Origin of the sequence: Pseudomonas fluorescens (assembly GCF_902497995.1) — a bacterium.
Classification (GTDB): Bacteria; Pseudomonadota; Gammaproteobacteria; order Pseudomonadales; family Pseudomonadaceae; genus Aquipseudomonas; species Aquipseudomonas fluorescens_BK.
Window position 1 is genome coordinate 287,536 of record NZ_CABVII010000001.1, and the last position, 26,830, is coordinate 314,365.

Annotated in this window: 30 protein-coding genes; all 30 read right to left on the reverse strand. The window is 61.7% G+C overall.

Going from position 1 to position 26,830, the window contains the following annotated elements; genetic code table 11:
- Positions 1-33 precede the first annotated feature (33 nt).
- The 30 genes from F8N80_RS01270 to F8N80_RS01415 all read right to left on the reverse strand — a co-directional run bounded on the left by F8N80_RS01270 (position 34) and on the right by F8N80_RS01415 (position 26,737).
- Entirely contained in the window at positions 34-1,074 is a 1,041-nt protein-coding gene (locus tag F8N80_RS01270) for a phage late control D family protein (RefSeq protein ID WP_150783023.1), read from the reverse strand.
- Between the two features lie 72 nt (positions 1,075-1,146).
- Positions 1,147-1,356 (reverse strand): tail protein X, encoded by a 210-nt coding sequence (locus tag F8N80_RS01275; protein ID WP_150783024.1) that lies wholly within the window; start codon positions 1,354-1,356, stop codon positions 1,147-1,149.
- Positions 1,331-2,176, reverse strand: a complete 846-nt coding sequence (locus F8N80_RS01280) for a phage tail protein (protein ID WP_150783025.1) — start codon at positions 2,174-2,176, stop codon at positions 1,331-1,333. The genes F8N80_RS01275 and F8N80_RS01280 overlap by 26 nt, the downstream gene beginning before the upstream one ends.
- A 9-nt stretch (positions 2,177-2,185) precedes the next feature.
- Entirely contained in the window at positions 2,186-4,684 is a 2,499-nt protein-coding gene (locus F8N80_RS01285; RefSeq protein ID WP_150783026.1) for a phage tail tape measure protein, read from the reverse strand.
- A 132-nt stretch (positions 4,685-4,816) separates the two neighbouring features.
- Complete coding sequence (locus tag F8N80_RS01290; protein ID WP_150783027.1) at positions 4,817-5,134, reverse strand: phage tail assembly protein; 318 nt, start codon at positions 5,132-5,134, stop codon at positions 4,817-4,819.
- Positions 5,135-5,145: 11 nt separating this feature from the next.
- The gene (locus tag F8N80_RS01295) at positions 5,146-5,649 is read right to left on the reverse strand and encodes a phage major tail tube protein (RefSeq protein ID WP_150783028.1); all 504 of its coding nucleotides are present in this window, start codon (positions 5,647-5,649) and stop codon (positions 5,146-5,148) included.
- Positions 5,650-5,661: 12 nt separating this feature from the next.
- Positions 5,662-6,822, reverse strand: coding sequence for a phage tail sheath subtilisin-like domain-containing protein (locus F8N80_RS01300; RefSeq protein ID WP_150783029.1), 1,161 nt, complete (start codon positions 6,820-6,822; stop codon positions 5,662-5,664).
- Positions 6,823-6,890: 68 nt separating this feature from the next.
- Complete coding sequence (locus tag F8N80_RS01305) at positions 6,891-8,201, reverse strand: phage tail protein (protein WP_150783030.1); 1,311 nt, start codon at positions 8,199-8,201, stop codon at positions 6,891-6,893.
- Positions 8,202-8,313: 112 nt separating this feature from the next.
- Positions 8,314-11,058: a glycoside hydrolase family 16 protein gene (locus tag F8N80_RS01310; protein WP_150783031.1), complete on the reverse strand. Its 2,745-nt coding sequence runs from the start codon at positions 11,056-11,058 to the stop codon at positions 8,314-8,316.
- Positions 11,059-11,060: 2 nt separating this feature from the next.
- Positions 11,061-11,333: a hypothetical protein gene (locus F8N80_RS01315; RefSeq protein ID WP_150783032.1), complete on the reverse strand. Its 273-nt coding sequence runs from the start codon at positions 11,331-11,333 to the stop codon at positions 11,061-11,063.
- Between the two features lie 81 nt (positions 11,334-11,414).
- Entirely contained in the window at positions 11,415-12,050 is a 636-nt protein-coding gene (locus tag F8N80_RS01320; protein WP_150783033.1) for a phage tail protein I, read from the reverse strand.
- A complete protein-coding gene (locus F8N80_RS01325) occupies positions 12,043-12,933 on the reverse strand; it encodes a baseplate assembly protein (protein WP_150783034.1) in 891 nt (296 codons plus the stop codon). Before F8N80_RS01325 ends, F8N80_RS01320 begins: the two co-directional genes overlap by 8 nt.
- Positions 12,930-13,256 carry a GPW/gp25 family protein gene (locus F8N80_RS01330; protein ID WP_150783035.1) on the reverse strand — a complete coding sequence of 109 codons (327 nt, stop codon included), beginning with the start codon at positions 13,254-13,256 and terminating at the stop codon, positions 12,930-12,932. The genes F8N80_RS01325 and F8N80_RS01330 overlap by 4 nt, the downstream gene beginning before the upstream one ends.
- A gap of 4 nt (positions 13,257-13,260) precedes the next feature.
- The gene (locus tag F8N80_RS01335) at positions 13,261-13,467 is read right to left on the reverse strand and encodes a hypothetical protein (protein ID WP_150783036.1); all 207 of its coding nucleotides are present in this window, start codon (positions 13,465-13,467) and stop codon (positions 13,261-13,263) included.
- Positions 13,468-13,523: 56 nt separating this feature from the next.
- Positions 13,524-14,105: a phage baseplate assembly protein V gene (locus tag F8N80_RS01340; RefSeq protein WP_150783037.1), complete on the reverse strand. Its 582-nt coding sequence runs from the start codon at positions 14,103-14,105 to the stop codon at positions 13,524-13,526.
- Positions 14,102-14,626, reverse strand: a complete 525-nt coding sequence (locus tag F8N80_RS01345; RefSeq protein WP_150783038.1) for a hypothetical protein — start codon at positions 14,624-14,626, stop codon at positions 14,102-14,104. The genes F8N80_RS01340 and F8N80_RS01345 overlap by 4 nt, the downstream gene beginning before the upstream one ends.
- Positions 14,619-15,284 carry a hypothetical protein gene (locus tag F8N80_RS01350; protein WP_150783039.1) on the reverse strand — a complete coding sequence of 222 codons (666 nt, stop codon included), beginning with the start codon at positions 15,282-15,284 and terminating at the stop codon, positions 14,619-14,621. The genes F8N80_RS01345 and F8N80_RS01350 overlap by 8 nt, the downstream gene beginning before the upstream one ends.
- The gene (locus F8N80_RS01355) at positions 15,281-15,595 is read right to left on the reverse strand and encodes a head-tail joining protein (RefSeq protein ID WP_150783040.1); all 315 of its coding nucleotides are present in this window, start codon (positions 15,593-15,595) and stop codon (positions 15,281-15,283) included. Before F8N80_RS01355 ends, F8N80_RS01350 begins: the two co-directional genes overlap by 4 nt.
- A 2-nt stretch (positions 15,596-15,597) precedes the next feature.
- Positions 15,598-16,593, reverse strand: a complete 996-nt coding sequence (locus F8N80_RS01360) for a major capsid protein (RefSeq protein ID WP_150783041.1) — start codon at positions 16,591-16,593, stop codon at positions 15,598-15,600.
- Between the two features lie 62 nt (positions 16,594-16,655).
- The gene (locus tag F8N80_RS01365; protein WP_150783042.1) at positions 16,656-17,000 is read right to left on the reverse strand and encodes a head decoration protein; all 345 of its coding nucleotides are present in this window, start codon (positions 16,998-17,000) and stop codon (positions 16,656-16,658) included.
- Positions 16,997-18,148 (reverse strand): head maturation protease, ClpP-related, encoded by a 1,152-nt coding sequence (locus F8N80_RS01370; RefSeq protein ID WP_150783043.1) that lies wholly within the window; start codon positions 18,146-18,148, stop codon positions 16,997-16,999. Before F8N80_RS01370 ends, F8N80_RS01365 begins: the two co-directional genes overlap by 4 nt.
- Positions 18,145-19,626, reverse strand: coding sequence for a phage portal protein (locus F8N80_RS01375; protein WP_150783044.1), 1,482 nt, complete (start codon positions 19,624-19,626; stop codon positions 18,145-18,147). The genes F8N80_RS01370 and F8N80_RS01375 overlap by 4 nt, the downstream gene beginning before the upstream one ends.
- Positions 19,626-19,832 carry a phage head-tail joining protein gene (locus F8N80_RS01380; RefSeq protein WP_150783045.1) on the reverse strand — a complete coding sequence of 69 codons (207 nt, stop codon included), beginning with the start codon at positions 19,830-19,832 and terminating at the stop codon, positions 19,626-19,628. The genes F8N80_RS01375 and F8N80_RS01380 overlap by 1 nt, the downstream gene beginning before the upstream one ends.
- 1 nt (position 19,833) lies before the next feature.
- The gene (locus tag F8N80_RS01385) at positions 19,834-21,855 is read right to left on the reverse strand and encodes a phage terminase large subunit family protein (protein WP_150783046.1); all 2,022 of its coding nucleotides are present in this window, start codon (positions 21,853-21,855) and stop codon (positions 19,834-19,836) included.
- 4 nt (positions 21,856-21,859) lie between these two features.
- Entirely contained in the window at positions 21,860-22,417 is a 558-nt protein-coding gene (locus F8N80_RS01390; protein ID WP_150783047.1) for a terminase small subunit, read from the reverse strand.
- Positions 22,418-22,581: 164 nt separating this feature from the next.
- Entirely contained in the window at positions 22,582-22,926 is a 345-nt protein-coding gene (locus tag F8N80_RS01395; RefSeq protein ID WP_150783048.1) for a phage holin family protein, read from the reverse strand.
- A 514-nt stretch (positions 22,927-23,440) separates the two neighbouring features.
- Positions 23,441-23,800 (reverse strand): PA0613 family protein, encoded by a 360-nt coding sequence (locus F8N80_RS01400; RefSeq protein ID WP_150783049.1) that lies wholly within the window; start codon positions 23,798-23,800, stop codon positions 23,441-23,443.
- A complete protein-coding gene (locus F8N80_RS01405; protein ID WP_150783050.1) occupies positions 23,793-26,009 on the reverse strand; it encodes a VapE domain-containing protein in 2,217 nt (738 codons plus the stop codon). The genes F8N80_RS01400 and F8N80_RS01405 overlap by 8 nt, the downstream gene beginning before the upstream one ends.
- Positions 25,999-26,226: a TraR/DksA family transcriptional regulator gene (locus F8N80_RS01410; RefSeq protein ID WP_150783051.1), complete on the reverse strand. Its 228-nt coding sequence runs from the start codon at positions 26,224-26,226 to the stop codon at positions 25,999-26,001. Before F8N80_RS01410 ends, F8N80_RS01405 begins: the two co-directional genes overlap by 11 nt.
- Positions 26,219-26,737, reverse strand: a complete 519-nt coding sequence (locus F8N80_RS01415; RefSeq protein ID WP_191632837.1) for a phage regulatory CII family protein — start codon at positions 26,735-26,737, stop codon at positions 26,219-26,221. Before F8N80_RS01415 ends, F8N80_RS01410 begins: the two co-directional genes overlap by 8 nt.
- Between the last annotated feature and the right edge of the window lie 93 nt (positions 26,738-26,830).

Here is a 26,830-nt window from a genome sequence, read left to right on the forward strand (position 1 = left end):
AACCGCCCGTAGGCGGTCAGAGAAAAAGGGGGATCACAGCGGGGAAACGATCTTCAGCGGCGTGGTGGGCTTCTTGCCTTTGGCCTTTGCCTTGCCCTGCTTGCCGCCGTTGCATTCAACCGTGGTCGACCAGCCGGACTGGGTGAGCACCTGCTCCAGGGAATCCACCAGGTACTCACCATCGAGCCCGACCTTGAAGCCCGAGGCGTTAATCACCCGCTCGGCAAACAGGTCGGTACGCCCGGGCATTTCCAGGCGCACGGCGGCGGTCGAGCGGTTGAACGCGGCCAGGCGCGCCTTGACGGCCTGCTCGGCGGCGGTCTTGTTCGGGTGAATATGCCGATCGGTATGCACCGGCGGCAGGCCGGCCGGCGCGTCGGGGTTGCTCAGGCTGACAACCGTCAGCTTGCCGGTGGCCTGGTCCTGGTACTGGGCGTTAACCGCCTTATGGGTCGAGCGATCGCCGAGGCGGAATGAAAAGCGGCTGACGTCGGCGCGGCTGATGGTCACGACGCCAAAGGCCTTGCCGCTGGCCGTGACCCCACCCTGACGCGGCATCACCAGCAACTTGCCGTCCGCCACCTTGGCGGTGCAATCGTGCTGCCTGGCCAAGCGGGTGATGAAATTAAAATCCGATTCGCCGAGCTGATCCGCCCGGGGCACGAGCGTGCCCACGCTACAGGCCGGCTCCCAGCTGTTGCGCCGGGCGACGGTGGCCACGATGGCGGCCAGGCTGACGCCTTCCCAGCTGCCGCTGCGCGTGGTCTTGCCACTGCCGCGCATATCGCTGGCCTTGCCCCGGATCACCAGGGTATCCGGCGGGCCGGACAGCTCGATCTCGTCGACCGTGTAACGCCCCAGGCGCACCAGGCTGGTTTCGGCATAGCCTAAATAGATTTCGATGCTAGCCCCGCGCTCGGGCAGCGACACGGCGCTGTCACGGTCATCAATGCGCAGCTCGAATTCGTCCGACTCCATGCCGGGCTTGTCCAGGGTGCGCAGCAACAGCAGGCGGTCGTTGATCAGGCGGGTAATGTCGCTGCCATTGGCAACGATACGGAACAGGGGGGTCATGGCGGCTCCAACAAAAAGCCCCGCACTTGGGCGGGGCTCTGGGGAATTTCAACAGGTCGTTACGCGTAACGCTTAGGACCACAACTGGATCACCTGGTCATCGCTGGCCCGGGCCAGGTCGGGCAGCACAATCAGCAGCCCGCCGCGATACGGCTGGACCTCGACCGACAACCCGGGGTTGGCCTCCAGCACCGCTTCCACGCTGCCGTCCAGGTGGCCGTAATAGTTGTGACAGAGGGTGTACAGCACGTCTCCGTCAGAGGTTCTGCAAGTCCTCGCCATAGCGGACAAACTCCAGGGTAAAGGCTTGTTTGCGCGGGATACCGCCCTGCAACAGGGCGCTTTGTTCTTCCTCGATACTGGTCAGGCACCAATCGCCCAGGACCAGCCCGTAACCGGTGGTCAACCCCAGCGGCAGCAACTGGTTGCCGATGCTGCGCAGGGTGTCCAGCTGCTTGAGCCCGCCCTTGTGCCCGGGAAAGATCGCGCCCTTGAGGGTCATTTTCTCATCGCCGATGCCGACCGCCTGTTGCGCCTGGCGCCGCGTCAGCCGCTCTTGAGCCGCCCAGCGGAACGCGCTTTGCCGGCGCAACTCGTCAAAGGCGGCCGTGTCCAGGTTGAAGTAATACGGCTGCGCGGTGGTCTTGTGCGGCTGGAGAATCAGCAGGTGCGGAAAGGCCTTGATCGCCTCCACCGCCGGCGTTTCGTTGGGGGCAAACACGCTGGTGGGCAGGATGCCGCCCAGCGCCGGATTGAGCTTGCCGGCGATCTGGTTGATCGCGCTTTTGGCCCGGGCCGTCTGCACGCCCAATACGTCCAAACGCTCATCGATCTGCGACACGGCGCGGGTGGCCTGGTTGTAGACCGCCACCACCCGACCGACATTGGCCTGGGCGGTGCTGATGCCGCGCATCACCCGTTGTAGTTTCTCGCCGATGATCGGCCCCACGATCGGCAGGCTTTCCAGCTCCGAGGCGGCGCCGGTGATTTCGCTGATCGCGCCGTTGACCGGCCCCATCATGCCGTCCAAGCTGCGCCGCCCCGCCTCACCAGCCGACGCTAGATAACCGAGGGTGCTTTGCATCTGATCCATGTAGGCCATGGCACCTCCTTACCCGACGTGCGGGCTGTCGTACAGTTGGCGAGCATTGGCCCGGCGGGCCGAGTCTTCCAGCTCCCGCGAAAAGTCGCGGAATCGGTCCTGTAGCATCGTGTCCAACCGGCGGGTCAACTCCGCCGGGTCCTTAACGTCGCCCTCGATCGTGATCGGCATATGCGGGGCAAAGGTGATTTTCTGCTCGATCGGCGCCGGCTTGATCTCGGGCTTGAGCAACAGCGGCGACGGCGGTGGCGGCGGGCCCGCCGGCGCCGTCATCGAGCGCACGACATCCCCCGGCGCCGACTCACTGCCCAACAGCGACTTGGCGAACGTCGATTTACCCAACATCGCCCCCAGCGATTCGCCCCCCATCGCGCCCAGCATGGCCCCGACCATGCCCCCCACCGCCGTACCGAGGATGGGCACCACCGAACCGATCGCCGCGCCAGCGGCCGCACCGGCCATCGTCCCCGCCAGACCGCCGGCGGCGGCGCCGTACCCTTCGCCCTTTTCGTCGTCGGTCTTGGCCGTGTTGAACGTCTCAAAGGCCTTGATACCCGCCTCAATCACCGCCTCGCCCGGGAGCGCCTTGCCCAGCTTGCCGACCGTCCCGACCACATCCCTGAAGCCCAACCCGGCGGACGACGACGGCGCCGCCGGGGGTGGCGGTGGCGACCCGGGGCGCCGCGACCGACGCGGCGCGCGACGACTGCCGCCCCCCGCGCCCGGACCGCCGAAGTCCCCGGCGTTGACCACAAACACCTTTTGAATGTGCGCGGCGCCGGCCGCTTCGCCCGGCGTGCCCCCGCCCAGGGCATCGAGCACTGTCCGGCCGGTGTCCACCGGATCACGGCGTGCGCCGGCTGGCGTCGCCGGCGAATCGGCGTCCGGGGCCCCGCCGTCACGCGCGCCCAACCGACCCCGGCCGACGTTGAACACGCCCTGACCGATCTTGATGGTTTTCAGCACCGTCATGGCCGCCAGCGCACTGGCGCCCAGGCCGGTCAGACCCATGACCAGCAGCGGCGACGCATCGCTGATGCTGGTGATACCCTTGGCCGCCGAGGTCAACCCGCTGGCCAGCGCGTCGGTGGCCGGCCGAATCGCGTCACCCACGCTGCGCAACGCATCGTTGCCCGCTTGCAGCGCCTCGCTCCACTTTTGCGACGACGTATCGCGGCGCTCGGCCAGGTTCTTGTCGAGGATGCCCGAGGCGTTCCCCGCGTCCTTTTTCAGCTGGTCATACAAGGCCTTGTTCTGCACGTAGGCGGCCAGCGCCGACTTGACCTGCATGTCCGCGAAAATATCGCCGGTGCGCAGCATCTGCTCCAGGTTGCCGAGCATTTCCTTGGCCTTGGCCGGGTCGGTCTCCTTGTTGATCTTGGCCGTCGCCTCGGCCATTTCCCGCGCCTTTTTCGGGTCGGTAGTTTCGATGTACTTCTTGGCCAGGCCGAAGCTCGCTTCCAGCGTCGACATACCGTTTTGAATACCGTCGTTGAGCGACTTCTGGTAATCAATGCCGGCATCTTTGTAAGCCTTGACCACATCCCCGGAACCGATTTTCTCCATCCAGTTTTTGAGGTTGTTGGCCGCCTCGTCGGCGCTGCCGGCGGTCTTCATTTGCACCTGAAGCATCGAGCCCAGTTGCGTCACCGCATCCATGCCGGTGATGCCCTGCTTCTGCATGCCGGCCAGCAATTCCGGGAACCAGCGGGCCATGTCGCTGGCCTCAAAGCTGCCCGCCTGGCCTTGGAAGGCCACCGCCTCCAGAGCCTTTTCCAGCTGCTTGGGGTCGGTGATCTTGGCGTTGCTCTGCAACGCATAAATCATCTTGGCGGTGTCGACCCCGTTCGAGCCCTGACCCACCACGAACTTGGCGGCCACCGGGGCGAACTCCAGCGCCTGGCGCAGCTCCATGCCGGCACCGACCAGTTGGTTAACCACGTCGGCCACGTCGTTGCGACCCATGCCGACGTCTTGCGAGGTCTGAATCACCCGGCGTGACATCTGCGCTTCCTGGTCGGTCTTGGCCACCCCGGCCTTGATCGCGATGTCCCGAATGATCGCCTGATAATCGGCGCTGACCTTGATCGGGATCGCCACCAGGCCGGTGCCGACCGTCGCCTGCGCTATGCCATTGCGCAGCGCCTGTTTGCCCTGGTCAATCTGGCCGTGCCCCTTGGCCTGCAACTCAGCGCTGCGCCCGGCTCGGCCCAGGCGCTCATATTCCCGAGCCAGGCGACCGACCTCGATGCCCTCCTTGCGCAACACCGTGAGGTTGTTTTCCAGGCGTCGCAGCAGCCCGGCGGCGCCTTTTTCGCCCGCGTCGTGGGCCTTTTTCCACTCGTCGCGCAGGCGCATGGTTTCGCCGATGCTGCTTTGCAGCACCCGCGCCTTTTTGCCCTTGTCACTCAGCGTCTTGACGCGGTTTTCCACGTCCCGGAATGCGGCGCCCACGGTCGAGCTGACCGCGCCGCCGATCACCAGGCCGAGCGCCATCTTGTTTGCCATAGGAATGCCCTGTTACGCGTAACGAAGGGAAAGGCTCAATCCGTGAGCCACCAAAGCATGCGGTCGAACCGCATGGCTTCGATTTCGCTGGCCGAGAAATGGGTCTCCCGGGCCAGCCGCTTGGCCACCGCCTTAAGCGTCGTAGGGGTAAGGTTCATCATCCTCGACCAGGCGAAAATAGCCGGCCTGAATGCGGTTGTAGTCCACGATCGTCAGCGCCTCCATGTCCTTGGTGCCGGCCTCCGCCAGCGAGGCAAACAGGATCATTTCGCGCTTTTCCGCATCGCCACCGGATTGCAGGGTGGCGGCGCGCAAATCCAGCACCGTGGGCGCGCGCAAGCTGACGCGCTGGACCTTCACCTGGTTGATGTCCGAGGCCTTGCGCAAGGTGATGTTCGCGCCCTCTTCGGTCAGTTCCAGCCAGCTTGGCAGTTTTTTTGCAGTCGTCATCGTCTTAGTCCTTAAATGCCCAGGGCGGCGCGTTCAGCGGCCAGTTGATCCACGCCATCAATGACGCGCACACAGTTAACCGGGTCGATTTCAAACATCACCTGGCCGTCGATTTCCAGCTTGTAATAGGTCACGGACACCGCGTATTTAAACTCGGCTTTTTCGCCCGGCTTCCACTCCCCCGGATCGACTTCACGCAGGCCGCCACGCAGGGTGGCCACCACCGCCTTGGTCGTGCCCTTCTGGCCCTTGAACGAGCCGCGAAACGCCGCGTTAAAACCGGTCTGGTCGAAGGCGCCGAAGTACTTCAGCACCTCGCGACGCACGCCGTTGGTGGTAAAGCTGGCCTCCAGTTTCTCCAGGCCCATGTCCATGTCGATCGGCGCATCCATACCGCCGGCGCGGTATTCCTCGACCTTGACCGAGACCTTGGGCAAATTCAGGCTCGGGGCATCGCCTTGCAGGCTGATACCGCCGACAAACATATTGGTGTTGTGCAGTACTTCAGGAATCATGTGCGCGCCTCCTTAGGCTACGTCGAGAACTTCGGTCATCCACTGGTTGGTTACCTCGACTTCAAAGATCGGGTTTTCCGCCGGTGGCACATCAGAGAAACGAATCGACCAGACCACCTTGCCCTGCTCGATCTGGCTCGCGGTGTTGCGCTCGGGGTCGGCAAAGACCTCGAAGTTGATCACCGCACCTTGGGCCTTGAGGTCGCGCATAAAGGCGTTGAGGCCTTCGGTCACTTCCTTGATGTAGGTCTTGGTGATACCCAGGTCGACCGCCCAGCGGTGGCCCGCCTGAATCGCCGCCATGACCATGTCCACGGTGCGCACACGGGTGACAAACGACCATTTCGCGTCGCTGGACAGGGTGCGGTTGCCCCACAGGCGATAACCGCCGTCGCGAATGATGGTGGTGATATTGGCGTTGTTGAGGATGTTGGCCCGGCACGACGGATCGTTGTCCAGGTACTCCACGGCGCGGCCAGTGCCGGTGATGCCGGCAATTTCCTTGTTCGACGGCGAGGACCAGAAGCCATAGCGCGCATCGGTCTGGGCAAACAGGCCGGCCACCATGGCCGAGCCTGCCAGGGTTTCCTCCGCCTCGGTGGTGGTGTTCCAGCGTTTGATACCCGGGTCGACCAGGAACAGGCGCTTGCCGCTCAGCTCGGTGGCGTAGGCAATCGCGGCTTCGTCGGTCGTGCCGGGGCCGTCGATGATGCCGATCGCGCCCAGCTTGCCCACCAGCACGCCCATGGCCACGGCCACCGCTTCGGTTGCGCTGTGTTTGGGCGCCACGATCAGCCGTGGCTGAAGGTTGAACAGGCTCTTGCCGTCCAGCAGGGCTTGCAGGCCGGTACGCTTACCGTCCACCTGGACACCGCCGATCACCGCGCTGGTCAGCGCCGCCGCCTCGCCCGAGGACGTCACCCCGACCGCTACAATGACCGCCGACGCCTGGTCAAAAATCGTCAGAGCGGCCTTGGTGATCGGCGAGTCAGCGCCAAACGCGGCCACCGCCTCACGGGGAGTGGTCAGCAGGGTGGGCACGTTGTCCTGTACCAACCCCAGCCCCGGGGTGAAGGTGTCGACCAGGCCGATGATCGACGACGACGGCAAACTGAGGGTACGGGCGCCGGACTCGACCAGGCTGGTCGTGACACCGTGAAAGAAGCCACTCATAAAAACGCTCTCCTAAGAAACGAAAAAACCGCCCATCGGCGGTTGCATGAAACGGGGTATTGCCTGAATTACATCGGGCTCAAGCGGTAGCCCACGGCGAGCCAGCGCACGCCGAAGTTCTGCACATTGCCGTCATATTCAGTGAAACTCAGGGTGAAGCCCGAGGTGGTCAATGAACCTTCGTTCATGGCACACGTCACCGTAGCGGCCGCCACATTGCCGCCACCCAGCTGGGTAATTACGGGCAGCACAATAAAAGGCGCCGTATCAAACCCCCAGGTGAAGCCGAACGGCACATTCCACATCCCCCCGGGCATATCCCCGAGGTGGACGACACCCCACTGCACAAACAGCCCGGTGTTTTTGTCCCACCAGAAACCATTGGCGCTGTGCCACAGCAAGGCCGGCGAAGCGGCCCCGAGGCTGGCCCGGGCCGACGGCGCGTCCCAGCCGCCGGTGCCACCGCGCTGCATGGCCAGCGCGCCGGAGATCACCTTGCTGGCATCAAAGCCGTTCAAGGTCAGCGGCACGTTGACGTCCGTGGCGCCATTGAGCCAGGCCCCGCCACTGGCGGCCCCGGAAAAGCTCAGGTAACGCCCGGACTGCCACTGCGTCGCGCTACCCGCGTTGCCGGTGGTGGGCCGGCTCAACGTGCCGGTGGTGATCTTGCTGGCATCGAGCGCAGGAATGTCCCCCGCCGCCAATGGCCCGCCGCCTGTCACCAGGCCCTTGGCGTTGATCGTGACCTTGCTATAGGCTCCCGGCGCAACCCCTGTATCGGCCAGCGTCAGGGCGATAGTCGGGCTGGCCGTGCCGTCAAACACGGCCTGCCCAGTGCCGTCCCCCGTCAGCGAAATAGTGCGGGGGGTCTTCAGCTTGACGGCGCTGCCCGCCTCGCCCTTGGCGATCTCCTCGCGCACGGTGCTGAGGGTCGCCATAACCAGGGATGGGTCATCGATCAACACGATGTTGGCCGTGCTGCTGACCAGGATCTGCACGCGGATACCCAGGGTGCGCCCCGACCCTTGGGCCAGGGGCGGCTTGAAGGCGGCGGGGTAATTGGCCACCGCGACCAAGGCCCCGGTCGAGTCGTGCAAACCGACCTCGCGCACCCACCAACCGCCCACGTTGGGCGGCAGGATCAGCTCCGCGACAATCACCGGCCGATCCGCGCGAACCGTCAGCCGGTTTAACGGCAAGCGCAGATTTTCGTGAATCAGTGTTTTTTGCAGTTTCGACGGGATTGGCGTGACCCCATTGCCATCACCCACGCTCATGTGGGTGATGTTCCAGTTTGTACCGTTCGCAACAGACTTGGCGAGTTGCGCCGCACCAACATCCGTCAACATCGCGATATACAAAATATCTTGCTCGGCCATGTATCCGCCTTATTAAAAAAACAACAACGCCGGCAACTCGGCCGGCGTCAGGAATGCATCCGCTGAAATTGCAGCAGGGCGACTGGCCTTTGCTTCTCCAGGCGAAAATCCGTTATTGATGAATAATGTTCCTGAAGTCTCTAAACACGTCGCTGGGGTACGACTCAACGATGGCCCGGGCGTGATCTTGTTCCTCGGCAAATGGCGTGATGTCGATGGACTTCACGCACATGGTTTGCAGCGCCCAGTCGGCGCCACGCCCCGCCCAGTGGGTACTCGCACTCGGGAACCACAGCCCAGCCCAGTACCTGCCTGGAATGTCAGGGACATGCGTGCGGACCGTGTGCATGAGTACCCCGTCAATGTAGAACTCCACCCGTGGGTCATCACCCAAGTGCCAGTCATAACGCAACTCATGAAAGTTGCCGTCCGCCAAATTCACCCCATGGTCCACGAAATCATCGGTGTACTCCGACCAGTACTCCGGGTCCGGGACCGGTGCCCAGTTTGAATCGGACGTCGGGTAGTCCGGCGACTTGGCGTCCCAGTTGCGCTGCTCGCCCAGCCAGGTATTAAACCGGGCATGGGTGAAAGCCACGTCCTCCTGATCCGGGTTGGTCTTCAGCGCCGTCGGGAACTCGATGTCGATTTCATGGTTGCGCACCGTGTAGAAACCATCCACTTCATTGCCGGCGGTGTGCAGGCCGTCTGCCAGATGGCGGTTGAACAGCACCGAGCCGGGGTAGCCTTCCTCGTAGTGGAAACTCCAGATGGCATTGCACGCCCCGGGCAGGGTCGTCGGCTTGCACAGGATGCGATAGCTGCCGGGGCCGAAGTAGTCCCGTGTCACCACACAGCCGCCAATCCGGGTGTTGAAACCAGAAGGCAGCCCAAAACGGTCGACGCCCTTAATGGGGCCGGCGTACTGATCGCCGAGCGCGGTAATCTCGCACTCGCCCGTGTGGCGATTCAATACGACGTTGTCACTCACAATGCCGCCATTGAGCCCGCCCCATTGCTTGTGACCGATCATCAGCTCCTTGCGGATGTGGCCGATGGGGCTGGTGCGAAAATCAACGTGCAAAGGCGTGGTGCGATACTGAAACTTGCGGATCGTGAACAGCCGAGGCGCGGTTTCTGCATAGCCGCTGTAACGGCAGCGGATGAGGTAGTTACCCTCAGGCAAGTCAGGCACCGACAGCGTCACCTTGGCGCCCGTCATCACCAGGATGCTGTCATTGACGACATACGTGTTGCCGGTGGCGATCTCGTGATAAACCACTTCAAATTTCAATGACGGGTCCAAGACGGCCATGGTGCGGGCATCGGTCATGGGCGCATTGCGGACATAAAAGTCCTTGTAGGTGCCCGTGGTGTACACCACCCCTCCCGGGGTTTCCACTTGCTTAAACGGCACGGGCGCCATGGTGCCGGCTGGCTGGTACGCCCACAAACTGGGGGACAGCTGAATCTTCGGGTTAAACAGCAGCGTCGTCGCCGTAGACGCTCGCCCACCGATGATAAAGCGCACGGTGGTGGTGATGGTCCCGGCCACAAACGGATCGGCGCGCAGCACACCATCCACGTACACATGAAACAGACCCTGATCCGAATCGTAGAGCAAACCAATGGTCGAGTTATTTGGGATGGTCGACGTCCACGTCGTGCCACCGCCCGTCTGCTTGGCAAACTTACGGCCGCTGATGGTGTTGACGCACCAGCCAATTTGCCCCGGCGTCACGTCGTTGGACATGGCCGCATCGGTCACCCCGAAGTGCACGTCATACGACGTGCGGTTGGCAATCTCGATGTAATACTTGCCCGTGTTGGGCGGCATGTCACCCGACGGCATGGCCCCCCGGTAGGCGATCAAGGCACTGGTCAGCTCAGACCCACCGCCGCTGATGGCCAGCGAGGCACTGGTGTTGCTCGGCAGAAAGAATTCCGAGGCCGGACCGATCGCCCCGGGACTGGTGCCAAAGGCAATTTGGATCGGCGTATCGGGCGCCGGATTCCAATACAAGAACTCCTTGTAGACTGTCCCGTTAACACTGCGCGGCAGATCCGCCTCGACACTGGCGCTGTCGCCGGTATGCAGTTGCAACTCCAGGAATCGGGTCTCGCCTGCTGGCCGATGCCGAAATACAAACCCCGCCCACTCGTTGACGGTAATGGCGTCGGCAATTTGCAGAGCCTTGGCATACGTACCGTTCTTGAATTGGCTGTACAACGTGCCAGTGGAATCGAACCACACCGCAAGATGCTGATCGGCCGTACCTGAATAGTACACAAAGCAAACCTGCCCCAGGCTCGGCATGGCCTTGGGCTTGATCTTGCCGCCAATTTCCCAGTGTTTTTTACCTCGGGGCTCAGCAACAGCGGCGGCGTCGTTGCCCATCAACCCGAGCAAATCGAAGGGCCCAGCCGGGTCCAGGGGCAATTGGGCGCCTTGCTGTTTGGTCGCGTCGAAGGCATAGGCTTGCACGCCATTTTCCAGGGTCGGCAAGGGCAGCTCAGTCCCGAACAGTTCCAGCTTGGCAAAGTTGTCAAGATGGTCGCTGAGGCTGCCTCTGAAGGTGTAGAACGCTCCCACGCGGGGCTCCGGCGTGACGATGTCCGTCAGGCCAAAACCATTGATGTCCAACCCGCCCTGGAGTGGTCCGCCGGCCCGATACTTCAGATTGAACACATCCAGGAATTCGTTTGGCGGAGCCGTCTCGTCGCTGTAACTTTCCACCCAGGCACCGTTAACCCCCACCAGTCGGACTTTTTCTTTAACCCACTGACCGCTTCTTGCGACATAGGTGTCCTTGACCTTGTGCCAGGCCTGGTCCTTGGCAACGTGCAAAGCCACCATGCTTAATTCTCCACTACGAACCACTCCTCACCGTCCCGAGGGATAGTGCTGGGCGCGGATGTGCTGATAGTCCTGTTGTTTTCAAGGAGAGCGGTAAGCTCGCCAGCGCCCGTGTCTCGCATGCTCGCAATGACCTGCTTCAGGTTTGGGATATCGCCGGAACCGGTCGGGATCGCAGCCGCCGCCTCTGTGTCATTGGCAAACCGGTAAACGATATTACTGCCCGCTTCTGCTTTCACCGTGGCGGTCTCTAACCGCCCTGCCTGGTCTACCATATGCAATTTCCTTGGTACTTAAATGTCATTAGCCCTGCGCGCCAATGCAGGGAGCGCACTGGCAATTACCAAACCTGCTCATCAAGCCCTCATCAGGCCCGGCAAGACGATATTGCTGAAATAGTTGAGGTCATTGATCGCCGCTTCCAGACGGCTAAATTCCAGATCCTCTGCCCACAACTCAGCCGAAGAAATCACCGTCTCATCACCCGAGGAGAGCGCCGCGCCCAGGTAAAAGGTGCCGCTTGGGCTGTAGGTGATGTCCAGCCCCACCAAGTGCCGGCTGATCGGCTTGGTGTCGTTGATCATCCGTTCCAGCTCGGCAATGCCCTTGTCGCTCAAGCCGCTTTCTAGCAGCGCCAGGCTCAAGCTGAACGTGCCGGGCTCGCCCATGGGCTCTAGTTCATGCCATTCGACGATATCAACGATGTCAGCAAACGGCTCGACCACCTGGCGCAACGCCGCGATCGTGCCCTTGCGCTTGTGCACCTCGTAGGCAGCGCGTACCGCCTTGCGCTTGATATCCTCCGACCACTCCGGGTCCCAGCGGTCCACGCTGCGCTCAATGGCCAGCCACGGCAGCATGCTCGGCGAACAGTTTTCCGGCGACTTGGTGTCGCGCAGCACATCGGCCAACGCCGGGTGCTCCAGGCCCACTTGCGCCAGGGCCTGCTCCAACAGCGTGCGGTTGGACGGCAACAGGCTGGCATCATTCATCAGTGCCCCCGATCGTCACCACCGAGCTGACGCAGTTGGCCGCCTGGTGATCGGCGATCACCACGTCAGCCGCCGGCTTGATCAACTCGACCCGCTGCACCCGTGACACATGCAGCGCGGCATAGATCGCCGAGCGCCGAATGTCCCGCCCCAACCGGCGCTGGGTGTTGATGTAACGGTCCTTGGACGCATTGGCCTCGATCAGGCTCAATTCGTTTTCCGGCCCCGGGTACAGATACAGCACCGCCTCAATTTCGTAATCGATCAACTCCGCCGACTGCACAAGCACCCGATCGCCGACCGGGCGAATGGTCTCGTCGCTCAACGCCACGCGGACGTTGCTCAACAGGTCTTCGGTGGCGACGCCACCGTTAAGCCGGTTGAGGACGCTCACCAGCACCGTGGCCGGGCTCGGGCTGCTGGCCTTGGCATCGGCCACCCGACCATCGGCCGACAGCGCGTGAAACTCATAGGCGCCGCTCGGCCCCGCCACGGCCATCCCCTCAAAAGCCAGCAACGTGCGCTCCATCAGCGAATCGTCTTCTTCATACTGCGCCTCGATCGGCGGCACGGCCGTGGGGTCGGCCTCGATCACGGTCAGGCGCTTGACGTTGTAGTTGGCCGCCAGGTGATCGAGGTCGGTTTTGCGCGCAAAGGCCACCATCTGCGCCTTGGCCGCGTCGTTGATCCGCGCCCGGGTCATCAGCTTTTCATAGGCCGCCCGTTCCAGCAGCTTGACCACCGGGTCCGACTCCAGGGCGGCGGTCCAGTGGTCGCCCATCAGTGCGCGAAACTCGGTCAACGCCTGCTGGTAATACTCCTCAAAGCTCAGCGCCTCGATCACGATCGGCGCCGGCAGGCTGGCCAGGTCCAGAGCGCTCATGCGTCCACCTCCGTATCAATCTGCAAATCGTCGAAGGTGCCCCGCACGCGAAAGCGCACTTGCCCATCCAGCACCGCGACCACCTGAATGCTTTCCAGCTTCAGGCGTTTTTCCCAGCGTCCCAGGGCGCGGGCCGCCTCGGCCTGCACCGCGCTTTTCCAACCCGCGTTAACCGGCAGGTCGACGAAGCGGCGCACCTTGCTGCCGTACTCGGGCAGCATCACCCGCGAGCCGATCGGCGTGCCGAGGATGTCGGCAATGGACTGGCGCAAATGCTCGATGCCCGAGATCGGCAACCCGGTATGGCGGTCCATTCCGATCATGGGTTTACTCCGGCAAGCGCTGGAAAGCCGGGGCTTTGTCGAGGAACGCCAGCGCCTCGGCATCGGCACTGCTGACGCTAACCTGGCCGGCGACCACCGCATGCTGTCGGCCACTGCGCATGATCAGGGTGCGCGACGTGAACGCGGTGTCCTGGTAAGCGATCGGCCGCGGGCTTTCCGCCTCGGCCTTGGGGGTAGTGGGATTGGCCACAGTTGTCTCCTGATAACAAAAAGCCCGCACGCGGCGGGCTGGCTAAAGGGTTGCGTTTAGTGCTGGTGGTTCGGCGTGTTGCCAGCGGTGTCGATGATCGATCCGCCGCCGAGAATGTCGGCCGTTACGCGTAACGCGCCATTGATCAACACGTCACCGTAAATCGTGACGTCACCGTCCAGGGCGATCGCACCGGACGTCACCACCACGGCGTTATCGGTCACGGTCGCGGCCGAACTGCCGACCGCGATTTCCACCGATCCGCTCGGCAGGACAATGCTGTACCGCTTGGCCTGCCAGTCGTAAGTCAGCGAGCCGCCATCGTCGAACAGCCAGCGCTCGACATGGTCGCGGGTGTCCGGGGCCGGTCCCGCGTTGCCGTACAGCCCCGGCACAAAGGTGCCTTGCGACACGTCACCGCTGGCACTGATCAATGCGCCCTGCTCGTTCATGCTGGGCACTCGCCAGTGCCGCGCCTTGCCGGCCGCCAGGCTGTGCCAGCGCACCCAGGCGCTGATCCATTCGCCGTCCGACACCCGACACACCGGCGGCACCGCTGCCAGGTCCAGAGCAACCACGTAGCACGGCTTGACCAGCCCGGCCAGCATGCGGTCATGTTCGGCGCCGGCGTAACTCATGCATCCTCCAGCGCCACCAGCGGCACATCAGGATCAACCGGGCCCGGGTGGATGGCGAACAGCAGCGAGCCGGGCGGCTCGTCCGGCCAGGGCCATTCGATCTCACCCAGGTAGATTTGCTGAGTCCATTCCACGACCCAGACGGTGTAACCATCCAGTTCGGGTTTGGTCCAGTCTTGCGAGGCCTGAATAAACTCGGCAGGATCCACCGCCAAGCCCCAACTCTGCGTGCGCAGCAGCACCGCAATTTGCGCAGCCAAGTGCGCTGCCTTCTGTTGATGATGGGCCTGCTCAGGCGCCACGATCACCCGTGCTTCGAACTTGGCCACCAGTGTCGTCTCGCCGGTACCGATGTCTCGACCCGGTTCCAACTCGGCCAGCTCAAGAAACACGGCCGGCAGGGCCACCCGGTCCCGGATATCCGGGCAGGTCGCGACGTACTGCACAGCAGGCAATGCCTCGCGTAAATGTTGCTCGATTGCGCTGTAGAGTTGATCCAGGCTGAATGGTTGATCAGACACGTGAACTCCCCTTTAAATACTTCTGCAGTTCAAAATTCAGCTCCTGCTTGAGCACCACCAGCAGGCGTTCATTGGCACGCCGGGTCCATGACTCGAAATGCGGACGAACGTCTTCGAGCGAAACCTTGGCTTTCGCCAAGGGGAATCGGTTGTCGTTTTCCGAAATCCATCCAGAGCGGTGGCCACCTCCGGTGGACGCGTGAGTGTCTGGGTAATCATCGGCAGCAAATTGCTTGCTGCCGGTGCGTATCCAGATATCGGCCCGACTCCCGTAAACCCGTTTGAAGAACGCACCACGGTACCGACGACCGGCCACCGACACGCCCGCCTTGCCCTGCCGAGGTCGACCGGTCCGGCTGGCTTCGATGGGGTTGATACCGAACCAGAGCTTGCCTTGTCCGGTGTCACCCTTGACCGGGTAGCTGCGCAGCCGTTGCCTAACTGCAGCCACCGCTATGCGCTCCTGTTTACCGACCGTACGCGCGATCTGGGTGCGCAACCAACCGAGGGTCTTGTTGATAGCCCGTCGCTGGGCAACGGCTGAAGCCTTTGGCACCCGTGCGGCAAACTCCTGGAATGCCTGTAGATCGGAGGCTGAAGGCTGCAGCGTGATCATTGCGCTGCTGGCGGATGTCTTGTAGTAACTCCCAACACTCATGCCTGCATCCTCAATATCAGTGCCACCAGGCCATCCCCGCCGGGTTCGACATTGACCAGCGTGTACACGCCGCCGCCATCCAGCGCCGGCAAATCGATACGCACCACCTGCGCCTTGTCCACACCCTCGGCATCGGCCACACGGATGACGAAGCGTGGCTCCCGCAGGCCGGTGTTCAGCCGCCCCATTTGCGGCTGAAGCCAAGGGGCAGAGAACATGCCCAGGACCTGGCGACCTTCGATGTAGCCAGTATCAGCCAGGGTGCCGAACACGGTGCTGTCGATGTCTTCGACCAGGTCCCGAAAGCTCATGGTCAGAGTTCCAAGAGGATCTGAGCACGAGGCCGAGTGCACAGGTGCAACGGGTTGGACTGTGCTTCGCCGGCCATACCTTTGTTGAACGGCAGCGGCTCGATCATGCTGTAGTACGGAATGCCCTGGGTGTTGACCGTTTCCATGTAGTCGGCCGGAGCAAACACAGAGATGTACAAATCAGGAACCCCCTCGGGTACCAGAAGCGCCTTGTCGTCATGGACAAACGACACGCCGGCGACTTTGCCACGGTAGCGTTCCCAGACAATGCCGCCGAACTCGAAGCTCTCACGGGCATCACCGCGCAACGCCGCTGCTTGCTGACTGTTGAGGTAGGTCTCTTTGACCGACTCGTGAACAATCAGCTTGTTCCAAAAGTTCTTGCCGCAGAACGCGCGGGAACCGGTGCTGGTCACACTGCCGAGCGCGTCTTCTTGCATATCCAGCGCTTCAACGCATTTAACCCGCAGCTCTGTGCTTGGGTCCGCCAACTCCATGGGTAGTTTCTGACGCTGCACACCAAAGCGATCGTAGAGATTCAACAGCGGCGTCTGCCCATCGGCATCGAGGATCAGGCCATTGAGTGCGCCCATGCGTTGGAATTCATGGGTCGCATCTAACTGGCGACGCGCTTTGGCCAACCGTGCATTGACCACATCCTGCACCGCCTGCAACTCGGTGCGGGTACCGAACGCACGAATGCTCTGAATCTCGTCTGCCTTGATGGTGAAGCGTTCCGGCAAGTGGACGGTGTTGAACGGGATCAGGTTGCGCTTGCTGGCCGCGACCACCAGGCCTGAGCTACCGCGCTCACCGGCAGGCACCAGCGCCAGGGTGTCGCCGTCCTTTTCAATCTGCACGGTTAAGGTAGTGACCCCTTCTTCGCGAAACAGACCCAAAGCACTGATGCGCCCCGGCAAATAAGGCTGATCGTTCAGTGCAGCAGTCAGCGCGGTCACGGTGAACGCTTCGTCGTCAAAAATGGCGATATCGGCCATGGGTGCTCTCCAGAAATGAAAAACCCCGCTCAAGGCGGGGTGCATAAAGTGAACTGATCGTCTTAGCGAACAATCAGAAAGTGACTGGCCAGCGCCGTTTCCGCAGCGAGGTCGAGCCCGGTCAGATGCACCTCGCTGACTTCCGCCAGTCGCACCACCGCGCGACCACGGCGCACGACATCGGACTCGCCCAGCGGACCGAAGAGGATAGCGACAGCCGTTTCGCTGCCGTCTTCAGCGTCTGGAGAGTAAGGCGCAAAGTTGCCGGAGGCCGTCACCAGGCCGAGGATCTGGCCCGGATACAACGCAGGGCCGGCAGCAACGTTGATCGTTTCCCGCGAGATGTTTCCAGCGCCTTCGGACAGCAGGAACTCACCGGCGTGGATCGGTTCTTTTTTAATGGTCATGGTCTTGCTCCTTTCGCGCCGTGCGCAGTACCAGATTGAGCGGCTTGTCGAGCAGCCCAGATCGAAGTGGGATCAGGTTGTTTGGCCAACACCTTGGGCGCCGGGTCGTTGTCCAGCGGCACGCTGTTGTCGATCTCGAAGCCTTTGCCGCTGCCGACGATCTTGTCGAACAAGCGTGCCCTAACCGCTGCGGCATCCAAACCAGCAGCGACATATTCGGCACTGAACTCTGGCAGTCGCGCGGCCACACACAGGTCATTCACCGCCTTCGCGCGGGTCAAACCAGCCTGCACGATTTCCTCGCTTTCAAGCTTGGTCGAGCTGAGCAGTGGTGCGACCAAGTTGCTGATGCCCGCCTCCGTGCAACGCTGAGTGATCATCAAAGCCAACTTGGTCGAGTCGACCACAAGCGGTGTCAGTGGCGGGTCGACAACTTCCTCCGGATCCGCCTCTGGTGGCTCGTCGAGCTGGGCCAGCAGTTCAGCCGGTACGTGTTGGAAACGCTGCAGCACACCACCCTGGCCGAGGCAGGCTTTGACCTTGAGCCCGTCGCCGACCTCATCGGCCAAACCCAGAGCCACTGCTTCATTGGCGGTGAGCCAGGTTTCAGCAGCGACCAACCGCCGCAACTCGACCTCATCGATGTCTGGGGCCTTCGCTTTGTAGGCCGCAATGATCGCTTCCATGGTCTGGTCGAGCACGTCGGCCACCTGACGAAAGTCTTCGGCATCCCCGGCCGCGTAGGTCCATGGGTTGTGAATCATCAACATGGCGTTGGCCGCTATGACGACCCTGTGTGCGCCGCACACCGCGACGCTGGCCGCACTGGCGGCCAGCGCATCAATGCGGCCGGTGCAGCGCTCTCCTAACCGCGACAACGCGTTGTGCATGGCCAATCCATCAAACAAGTCGCCGCCGATGCTGTTGAACGCCGCGATCACCGGCGAGACGCCGTCATCCATGGCGCGCAGATCCTGCACAAACTGATTGGCAGTAATGCCCCAGGCGCCGATCTCGCCATAAACGAAAACTTCGATCACTCGCCCGGCGGCTTCACCATTGGCTTGCACGGCGTACCAGGTCTTGTCCTGCACCTGCACCTGCTTGCCTGCGCGGTTGTAAATGCGCGGTCGCGCTTTTTTGCTCATGGTTGCTCCTTTTCGTCGATGGGGTCGACGGCGTCGAGAGTGTTGTAGTTGAGACCCAGACGCGTGGCCCGGGCCAGATCGGCGGCGTTTTCCGCATCGACCGTTTCCGCGTCGTAGCCGGTGCGGAGAACCATCTCGCTACGCGAGGAAAACCCGGCCTGCACTTCCATGCGCCGCGCCTGGACGTCCTGCACCGGCTGGATGTAGGCCCAGCCTTGTGGCACCCAGCGTGTGCGCAGGTATTCACGGCGACGCTGTGCGTAATCCCTCAGCACCAAGACACCCGACAGCACCGCCATGTCCATCCAGGCCGCCCGCACTGGGCGGCAGAGCTGGTGCACATAGACACCAAACTGCAGTTGCTCCAGACGGCGCCTAAACTCGTTGAGCACCACGCGCAACGCCCGGTCATTGACCTCGCGCATGTCGCCGGTGAGGATCTCGTAAGGCGTCCCGGTGCCGGCAGCCGCAGCCATCAGTTGCTGACGCATGAAGTCCGGATAGTTGTTGCCCGCATCCGGCGGCTTAGAGAATTCGACTTCCTCACCTGGACCCAGCTCCTGCATCGTGCCGGGCTCCAGCGCCACCATCGGCGTAAAGCCATCGCCGTCGGTGGTCAGTGGCTGTCCCGTCACTGGATCGCGCGGTACCGGACCTGAATCTGGAGCCGGGCGGCTGATGAAACCGGCAAACAGGTTGGCCACTTCCTGGCGGAACAACACCGCGTCGTCGTAATTGTCGAGACTGCGCAGGCGCTTGAGCACCGGTGACAATCGAGGCACGCCGCGCAGTTGGCCTGGCTCGACCGGCTCAAAGATGTGTAACACCTGTGCCGCAGGTACCCGCACCAGCTGGTTGTAACCGGCGTTCAGCGATGAGGCATCACGCGGATGCGACAGGTACATCCAGTACGCCACACGCTTGCCGCCTGGGGTGAACTCGATCCCGGCGCGGATGATGTTGCCGCTTTTGGTGGTTTCGAACTTGTCATGCGGCACGAATTCCGGGGCCAGAATCTGGAGCTGCAACGGAACCGCGAGTCCTTCATCCAGACTGCGAGGTCGCAGCCGAACAAAGCATTCGCCCGAGGTCTCAACCGTTCGAGCCGCCAATGCCTGCTGACCGTAGAAATCGGTGCGCTCATCGGCGTCCGACTCATCAATCCAATCATCCCAAAGCTCCTGCAGCAACTTTCGCAGGACTTCGTCGTCGGTCTTCGGTCTCGGCGTGATGCCGGTACCGATCAAGTTACTGACGCGCTTGTCGATCACGTTGAAGGCATACGGGTCATTGCGAACCGCTGCCCGGGAACGCGACCGCAGGTTACGCAGTGCCGGGGTGTTGATGCTGTTGATTCCGTTGTCGGGAGCATCCCAGCCAGCAGACCGTCGGCCCTCCCCGGCGCCTTCATAACTGGCCTTGATGTTCGACGGCAATACGAATCCGTTGCGGGTTAGCGTCGGATAGTGGCGGGCCATTAGAGTCCTTTGCCTCCATGACACAGTCGGACCACGCGCGAACGCGGCCCGGCGGCATTGACCAACGACGTGCGGATCTCTTCACGAGCCTTGAGCAATTCATCAACCGTGCGGTACTCCACGGTACGGTCCGCATAGCGCACGGTTTTTTCACCGCGAGCGATCGCCGCCTCAACTGCGTCGAGGTGCTTCTGGGTAAATGACATATCAGCGTCTCTTCAGGTAACCGCTGCTGGAGCTGCGGCGTTGAGGTGGTGGTGCTGCGAGTCGCGATTGCACAACTGGAGCAGCGAGTTGTGGAGTCGATTGCGGTGCAGCAGCAGGCGTGGGTTGACCGGTACTGCTAACGCGTTCGCCTTGAATGGGTTTGATGCCCAAGGCTTCGTCGAACAATCCAGACTGCGCCAGGGACTGGCGCACCCGCTCCCAGTCGTGTTCCTTGTAGCGATTGAGGCCCAGGTAATGCGCCATGGCCAGGCAGTACACCATCAGGTCGAGCGCTTCGTTGCGCTCGGCCTTGCCCTTGACCCACTCGATGCGCTTGTGGCCACGCACGTAGCGCGCGACCTTGCGCTCCGCGACGCACTGGTCGAAGAAGTCGTCCGGCAGGTCATTGGCAAAGTGCAATGCACCCGGTCCCGACTCGAATGGGTAGCGGTTGTAAATCCAGTCCTTCGCGGTGTCGGTACCGACAAACCACAGCTCGGCGCCGTTGCGTTCGGTCTGACCTTTCCAAGTCACGTCGACCATCGATGGACGCTGAGCAATCACCGGCTTTCCGGGCTTGCTCGCGCCCTTGATGGCGAACACGTTTCGCCAGCGGCGAACGCGGCAGAACTGGTAGACCTCATCGGTGTGGTGACCGCCGGAATCGACAGCCGTAGCAAGAACGCCCAGACCAACACCACACGGATGGCGATATTTAGCCTTGAGCAATTCGTCCAAGGCAGCCCAGGTGCGCTCATCTGCGGGGTCGCCTGGCACGACCTGGAAGTCGACAATCCAACGCTCCATACCGATGCCCCAGCCCATCACCATAAACTCCAGGCGGTTGGCCTGGACGTCGACGGAGCCGGTCAACATCAGAACACCGGCCGGCATCGACCCCAGACCGTAGCTTTCCAACCGAGCTCTTTGTCTCAGCACATCGGCTTTGGTTTGCTCTTGTGCGCTATCCCAGACCTTCGCCAGACGGGTGTTGTAGAACACCTGCATGGGCTCAAGGTCGCCTTTGGCCTGTGCCTTCTTGGCTTTTTCGAACTGCTTGGCCAGTGACTTCCAGTCCATCCAGCCCAGCGGCGAATACAGCGCATTGAGGTGGAAGCCGATCGTCTCGCCATCGCCTTCGGCATGGCCTCGCCACTCGCCCTGGGCGAGCATTTCGCCCTTGTGGTACTCATCAATCAGCACGTCGCAGTCAGGACCGGCGCACTGGTAATGCACCACGCTGTAGTCCTTTGAGTAATGCAGGCGTTCCCACTCAAGGGTTTGCATGTGCCCGCAGGTCGGACATGGCACGTAGTAGTGACGCTGATCACTGCCCTCGAACAGATCCGCGATCCGCGAGGCGCCTTTGATTGTCGGTGAGCTGGAGAAGTAAAACTTCGCATTGCGGCCAAAGGTACTGCCCCGGGTTTCAGCCAGCTCGATGGGGTCGCCCTCCTCGCCGATGTCCACTTCCCAACGATCGATCTCGTCGCCGTAGACATAGCGCGCCGACAGCTCTGACAGGTTCGCTGCGGAGCCTGCGGTAGTCACATACAACGAACCACCCTCGAACTCCTTGGTGTCCATGGTGTTGCGCGAATCCCGCGATCGGCTGGACGCCACACGTTCACGCAATACCGGTGTGGCCTTGATGGTCTTACCAATCCGCGAGGACACCCGCTTGGCCAGGCCGAGGCTTGGCAACAGGGTTAGGATATTGGATGGCGCCATGTGGATCAGGCCGCCGATCCAGTTCAAAGCGATCTGCGTTTTCATCAGTTGCGAGGCCACCATGGTGACCACGCGCTTGCAGGGGTGAGCCGGCGACAGGCAACGCATGGGCTCGCGGGCATACGGTGTGCGCGAGGTGCGGTATTGGCCGGGCTCGGCGGCACCAGTGTCACGCGGGATGCGCATGTACTCGTCGGCCCACTCATCGATCCAGACGTCCGGGTCTGGATGCAGACCACGGAAATATGCCTCCCGGTACACCTCTGCACCGTCAGGGATTTCCGTGGGCATGGGCTTAACTCGTGGTCAGGGCGTGTTCAAGATCCGCCGAGGATAAGCGCTCTGCGTCCTCAAGCGAGCGACGAATAGCCGCCGTCAAATGCTTTTCGATTTGCCAAGGGTCGGTCATGACGGCGAGTTCCGGTGCAAGCTGCGGGGGCATGCCCAGCAGTTGATCCCGCAACAGGCGGCCCGCGTTATAGGCACCAGTTTCCACCGCGACGCGCTCGACCAATGAACCTTGCTGTTTGTGAAAGTTGGCTTGCTCTTGCAGGGCCAGATAATGCTCCCGTAGAGCTCGAGACTTCTGAAAGTCCGCTGCCTGCCCTACTTGCGGTACCGCAGGTTCTTCGGCGGTGATTTGAGCTTCCCGCTGAAGACGAAGCCGTTCGTGTCGGTCGGCGACGGCGGCTTTGCTTGGGTCGGCAGACTCAGCCAGCAATGCTTCGGTGGCTTCCAGCTCCACCTTGCCATCCTCAGTCAGCACCAACCGATCCTGATTAGCCAACTTGGAAACATACGATTTAGCCCAGCCACGCCGTGCGGCAAACTCCGTTTTGCTGATTACAGTCATGATGGAATGTCCTGTTCACCTAATGAATTCGGGGGGTTCACCTGTTCACCCCAGTTCACTAAGCTGGTGAACTGTCCGCTAACACTTTCCCGCGGGTTTCCGACCCCGTACCCCCTGAATAACCCCAGGGTCCCCGGCAGTTTTCGGCGCCCCAAACCGGTGCATCACCCCTGCTTGCCGTCGGCGGGCGGCACTTCGCAGACGCCGAGCCGCTTGGCTGCCCAACGTTCGTACAGGCCGATGGCGACATCGGCGCCGGCCATCGCGGTCAGGCAGCCCAAGCTGCCGGCGGTCCAAATCGTCATGCCGGCGCCGATCATTAACATCATCGCTGACACCCCGCAGACAATGCAGGCACCGGACCGCAGCGCCAGGCGCCGCAATAACGCCCAGCCGCGCGCGCCATCCTTGTCGGCTCGCCACATTTCACCCGAAACGCCGCCGACCAACGCGAGGACGATCACCAACCAAATCGGCATCTCTGCCAGCGCTTGCTGCTCGTTCGTCATCGCCCTACCCCATAAACGCAAAAACCCGACGCTAGGGCCGGGTTAAGTGTGTGGTGCCTGCCGCTCTCTGCGGTCGCACCTATCGAAGATGTGTACTTTTTACAGGTCGATTCCGGTGGCAGCAAGCTAGTTTTAATGCCACCGCTGAATATGTACCCAACGCCCTAGCAATGTAGACGAATACACCCCTCGGCTACCTGCTCCTCTTGCGCTGTCCTTCCAGCCCCACTATTCAGAATCGAAGTGGGACGCTTGAGAACGCCTGAATTCAATGCTCTGACCCACTGTCCTACCTTCTTTACTCTTTTCTCATGTAAAGAAGGAAATTGAAGAACACGCGTGCGCGCCACTGGCGCGTGATGCTGTCCGCTACGCTCACACGGGCGGGGCACTTCTGCGGGCGGGACGGTGGGACAGCCCAACAACGACGCGGCCCGCGCTTGTCCCACTACGTCAAAACGTAGCGGGACAAGGCGGGCCAGTGGGGCGACGACTGCCGGAGTAATGCCTGGGGTCACGCAGCCTTCCCCATCAGCATGCCGGCAATGCACAGATGCGCCTCATGCAGGCGCTGGTAATAGGTGTCACGACTGCATCCGCAGTGGGTGTACTTCTGAGACAGAAAGCTTTCGTGATTGCAGTAGTGCTCCCGCACGATCACCGACTGTTGCGGTGCCAGGTGCTTGTTCACGATTAGCTCGATATCTGCCGACTCGTCCAGCAACACCCTGCTACCGCGAGTTCCGCGAATCAGCTCGCCCTTGCATTCCATCAACATCGCGATCATGTTGCCGCCGCCCAGCTCCGAGCCTTGTGGGTCGCTGTGCAGATCCTCTGCCCAGAGCTTGAGCATCTCGTCGATTCGCTTAATCAAAGCAAGGCTCCTTGAACTCGACGCGCTGCAACGCTGAAGCGCCTCCCCAACCCGCAGGCTTCTTGTAAGCCCAAGGCCGCTGGCCGCTCTTGGCCAAAGCCGGCAGGCGCACACGCCGCCATCCCAGGCGATGCATGATCGCTCCGACGCGCATTTGTTCTGGCTTGCCCCAGTGACCGGCATCCAGCTTCAGCGGACCGGATAATACTTCGCTGCCGGTGGTGGTTTCACCGAGCTGCGAATCCTCAAGCCAACTCAGGATCGGACCTTCCCACTCATCCACCACAAAGCGCTCATCTTGGGCTTCGGCGAACATCGACGCCTCTTCACGATTGACCCACCAGATATCGCCCGCCTCGTAACAGAACATTGCTTCAGCCCACAGCTGGTCACGGATGTCACGCAGCTGGGCCAGATCGACCTTGGTACACGCCACAGGCCAGTAACGACGGTTGCCGGTGGCGTCCTTGAGATATTCGTCTTGGTTGGTGGTACCCACGAAAACACACTGGCGTGGCACGTCATTACTTCTGCGGCCGTAGCTTTCACGATAGGTGTCGGTGGACGCCGAGAAAAATTGCTTGGCCTTGGTGCTCTCAGCCTTGTTGAAGCTGTCCAGCTCGCCCAGCTCAATAATCCACTTGCCCCGGATCGCCTGAAAACCATCCTTGTCACCAAGCGCAAACGGCGTATCCATAAACCACTCACCACCGAGAATGCTCATGGCTGTGGATTTACCTTCGCCCTGACCACCCTCAAGAATCATGACCGAGTCAGCCTTGCAGCCTGGCTTCATGACCCGCGCAACTGCCGAGATCATCCAGCGCTTACCCACCTTGGCCGTGTATTCGCTGGCTTCAACGCCCATCACATTGGTCAGCCAGTTTTCCAGCCGAGGCACTCGATCCCATTCCAACTTGGACAGGTATTCGCGCACTGGGTGAAAGGCATGGTCATGAGCGACCACGCTGACCGCCTCGATTACGCTGGAGGGTTTCACCCGAAGGTTGTACTGCTGCGCGAGCCACTTCATCACCCGGATATCATCGATGTCGGCCCAGTCACCCGTGCCGCCGCCATACGGGGCGGCCCGCAACTTCACGATCTTCGAGCTGAAGGCACTGAAGCTGATCACGCCGGCCCAACGCTCGTCGTTGCCGAGGATCAGCTCGACATTCTGCATGTGCGCGATCAGCGCGCCGCTTTCAGTACGGGCCAGTTGATCCTTCCATCCTCCCGCTGCCGGTGGCTTGACCACTGCCAAGACCTGACGGCGAACTGTTTCCAGCCCCTCAGCGATGTGCAGGTCATTGAAGTCGGTCCATTTGTCTTCACGCTCGACCGAGAAGATTGGGCCAACAACCTGACCACCAACGATCAATGCGGCGTTGCCAGCCTTCTCTTCACCAGGGTTCCAAGCATCGCCATTCGGGCGTTTGGTCTTCCAGTCATCATCACGACAAACGATCAAGGGGCAACCGGGGAAACGCTCGCGCATGGCCTTACTAATGACGAGCAAGTTGCCCGCATCAAACGCGATGGCCACTGTCAACGAGGTCGCCATATGCAGGCTTGCGCCGGTCGCGTAACCCTCACACACCAGTACCGGTTCGCCCGGTTCCGGATGCGGGCCGATCAGGTGAAAGGCCCCCTCTTTCGACATGCCGTAAGGCCAGTAGGATTTATCCCGCCCGGTCTCTTCCTGCTTCTCGGGATAGATCACCTGCAGGCCAACAATCTGATCTCGGACGTTGCACATAGGCACTAAAAACGCGCCTGAGCGCGGTGCATAACGAACGCCGAAACCGACAATCTGCTTTCGATCCAGATAGGTGCTGCGGCCTTTCTCCGGCATACGCTTGAACATACCGGCCGCACGGTTCGCCGCTCGACGTGCGGCATTGGCCGCGATCTCGGCGGCGCGCCGCTTCGCGTCCTCCTGACGAGCCCGCATGACCTCGCGCTCTTCCGGACTCATGCGCCCGGCCTTGACCTTGATCTTCTGCGATTCGCCGGAGCGCCAGTCACCGAAGCTACCAAAAATCAGCGTTTCGCCCTTCTCCGTGCGGTGTTCGTGCACCACGTACCAACCGTTCTTTTCCTTGCCCTTGTCCTGCGAAGTCTTGCAGCGGGTCAGTTTGCCAAAAGTCAGCGGCTGTTCCGGCTCGAGGCCATAGTTTGCGAATTGACCGAGAACCTCATCGAGCATGTCGCCCCCCTAAAACTTCATCAACGATCTGGCAGGACACGCAGTAAATGCAACCTTGCACGGCGAGGCGGCGAGCTTCAGGAATCGGCTCAGCGCAGTTGTCGCAGAATATGAAAGAGTGTGCGGCCGACGCAGGTTTAGCTGCATTGCGAGCAGCTAGCGCCTGATCGAGGCGCTCCTGCACCAGGTCATTCGCAAAATCAGCGATATCAGCCACGGTCCGCCCCCCGAGTTGTTTGGTTGACGTAGGAAGCGCGGTTGAACATTCCCAGCAGCCCCTGAATGCCACGGAACACCTGCAAGCGAATCTCGGCCAATTCGTGGTCAGAGACCACGCCATCACCAATGCTTTTGGCCCAGGTATCAGCCAGATCGGCAACCTGCCGGAAGTACGCGGCGATACCGGTGGTCAACGTCTCGGGCATATCGTTGGTGTACGCCTCGGCCAGCTCTTGCCAGGTCGTATCCCCCACCAACGCATGCACCGCATCGAGAATGCGACGGTCTTTGGTCAACTCCAGGATTTCGCCGAACTCCTGAATGTTCACCGCGTGGCTGGGGTGGGTTGGTGACAGTTTGTGCTGCAGCGTGGTGGGGTTTCTGCCGGTGGTGGCGGCGATTGCAGCGGCGCCACCAGGGTAGTCCCGCGCAGCATGGTAGAGCGCCAAATCGAGCGGCAGGATTTCCCGCTTTGCTCGATCAACGCAGTTCAGAGCGATTCGGCTCATGGCATTAATCCTTATAAGTTGCCAGTGCCGCGCGGCTTGCAGTGGTGATACATTTGCCGCGTGGCTTGAAAGGGCCCAAAAGCCGGCTAGATC

Bases quoted from the DNA above. Each gene is read 5' to 3' on its own strand.
- F8N80_RS01285 (WP_150783026.1), bottom strand. From the start codon at position 4,684: ATGGCAAACAAGATGGCGCTCGGCCTGGTGATCGGCGGCGCGGTCAGC.
- F8N80_RS01360 (WP_150783041.1), bottom strand. From the start codon at position 16,593: ATGGCCGATATCGCCATTTTTGACGACGAAGCGTTCACCGTGACCGCG.
- F8N80_RS01340 (WP_150783037.1), bottom strand. From the start codon at position 14,105: ATGAGTTACGCCGGCGCCGAACATGACCGCATGCTGGCCGGGCTGGTC.
- F8N80_RS01385 (WP_150783046.1), bottom strand. From the start codon at position 21,855: ATGCCCACGGAAATCCCTGACGGTGCAGAGGTGTACCGGGAGGCATAT.
- F8N80_RS01355 (WP_150783040.1), bottom strand. From the start codon at position 15,595: ATGAGCTTTCGGGACCTGGTCGAAGACATCGACAGCACCGTGTTCGGC.
- F8N80_RS01295 (WP_150783028.1), bottom strand. From the start codon at position 5,649: ATGATTCCTGAAGTACTGCACAACACCAATATGTTTGTCGGCGGTATC.
- F8N80_RS01350 (WP_150783039.1), bottom strand. From the start codon at position 15,284: ATGAGTGTTGGGAGTTACTACAAGACATCCGCCAGCAGCGCAATGATC.
- F8N80_RS01305 (WP_150783030.1), bottom strand. From the start codon at position 8,201: ATGGCCGAGCAAGATATTTTGTATATCGCGATGTTGACGGATGTTGGT.
- F8N80_RS01270 (WP_150783023.1), bottom strand. From the start codon at position 1,074: ATGACCCCCCTGTTCCGTATCGTTGCCAATGGCAGCGACATTACCCGC.
- F8N80_RS01395 (WP_150783048.1), bottom strand. From the start codon at position 22,926: ATGACGAACGAGCAGCAAGCGCTGGCAGAGATGCCGATTTGGTTGGTG.
- F8N80_RS01320 (WP_150783033.1), bottom strand. From the start codon at position 12,050: ATGAATGATGCCAGCCTGTTGCCGTCCAACCGCACGCTGTTGGAGCAG.
- F8N80_RS01290 (WP_150783027.1), bottom strand. From the start codon at position 5,134: ATGACGACTGCAAAAAAACTGCCAAGCTGGCTGGAACTGACCGAAGAG.
- F8N80_RS01315 (WP_150783032.1), bottom strand. From the start codon at position 11,333: ATGGTAGACCAGGCAGGGCGGTTAGAGACCGCCACGGTGAAAGCAGAA.
- F8N80_RS01280 (WP_150783025.1), bottom strand. From the start codon at position 2,176: ATGGCCTACATGGATCAGATGCAAAGCACCCTCGGTTATCTAGCGTCG.
- F8N80_RS01405 (WP_150783050.1), bottom strand. From the start codon at position 26,009: ATGCTCGATGAGGTTCTCGGTCAATTCGCAAACTATGGCCTCGAGCCG.
- F8N80_RS01415 (WP_191632837.1), bottom strand. From the start codon at position 26,737: ATGAGCCGAATCGCTCTGAACTGCGTTGATCGAGCAAAGCGGGAAATC.
- F8N80_RS01330 (WP_150783035.1), bottom strand. From the start codon at position 13,256: ATGATCGGAATGGACCGCCATACCGGGTTGCCGATCTCGGGCATCGAG.
- F8N80_RS01310 (WP_150783031.1), bottom strand. From the start codon at position 11,058: ATGGTGGCTTTGCACGTTGCCAAGGACCAGGCCTGGCACAAGGTCAAG.
- F8N80_RS01365 (WP_150783042.1), bottom strand. From the start codon at position 17,000: ATGACCATTAAAAAAGAACCGATCCACGCCGGTGAGTTCCTGCTGTCC.
- F8N80_RS01390 (WP_150783047.1), bottom strand. From the start codon at position 22,417: ATGACTGTAATCAGCAAAACGGAGTTTGCCGCACGGCGTGGCTGGGCT.
- F8N80_RS01275 (WP_150783024.1), bottom strand. From the start codon at position 1,356: ATGGCGAGGACTTGCAGAACCTCTGACGGAGACGTGCTGTACACCCTC.
- F8N80_RS01300 (WP_150783029.1), bottom strand. From the start codon at position 6,822: ATGAGTGGCTTCTTTCACGGTGTCACGACCAGCCTGGTCGAGTCCGGC.
- F8N80_RS01370 (WP_150783043.1), bottom strand. From the start codon at position 18,148: ATGAGCAAAAAAGCGCGACCGCGCATTTACAACCGCGCAGGCAAGCAG.
- F8N80_RS01375 (WP_150783044.1), bottom strand. From the start codon at position 19,626: ATGGCCCGCCACTATCCGACGCTAACCCGCAACGGATTCGTATTGCCG.
- F8N80_RS01380 (WP_150783045.1), bottom strand. From the start codon at position 19,832: ATGTCATTTACCCAGAAGCACCTCGACGCAGTTGAGGCGGCGATCGCT.
- F8N80_RS01325 (WP_150783034.1), bottom strand. From the start codon at position 12,933: ATGAGCGCTCTGGACCTGGCCAGCCTGCCGGCGCCGATCGTGATCGAG.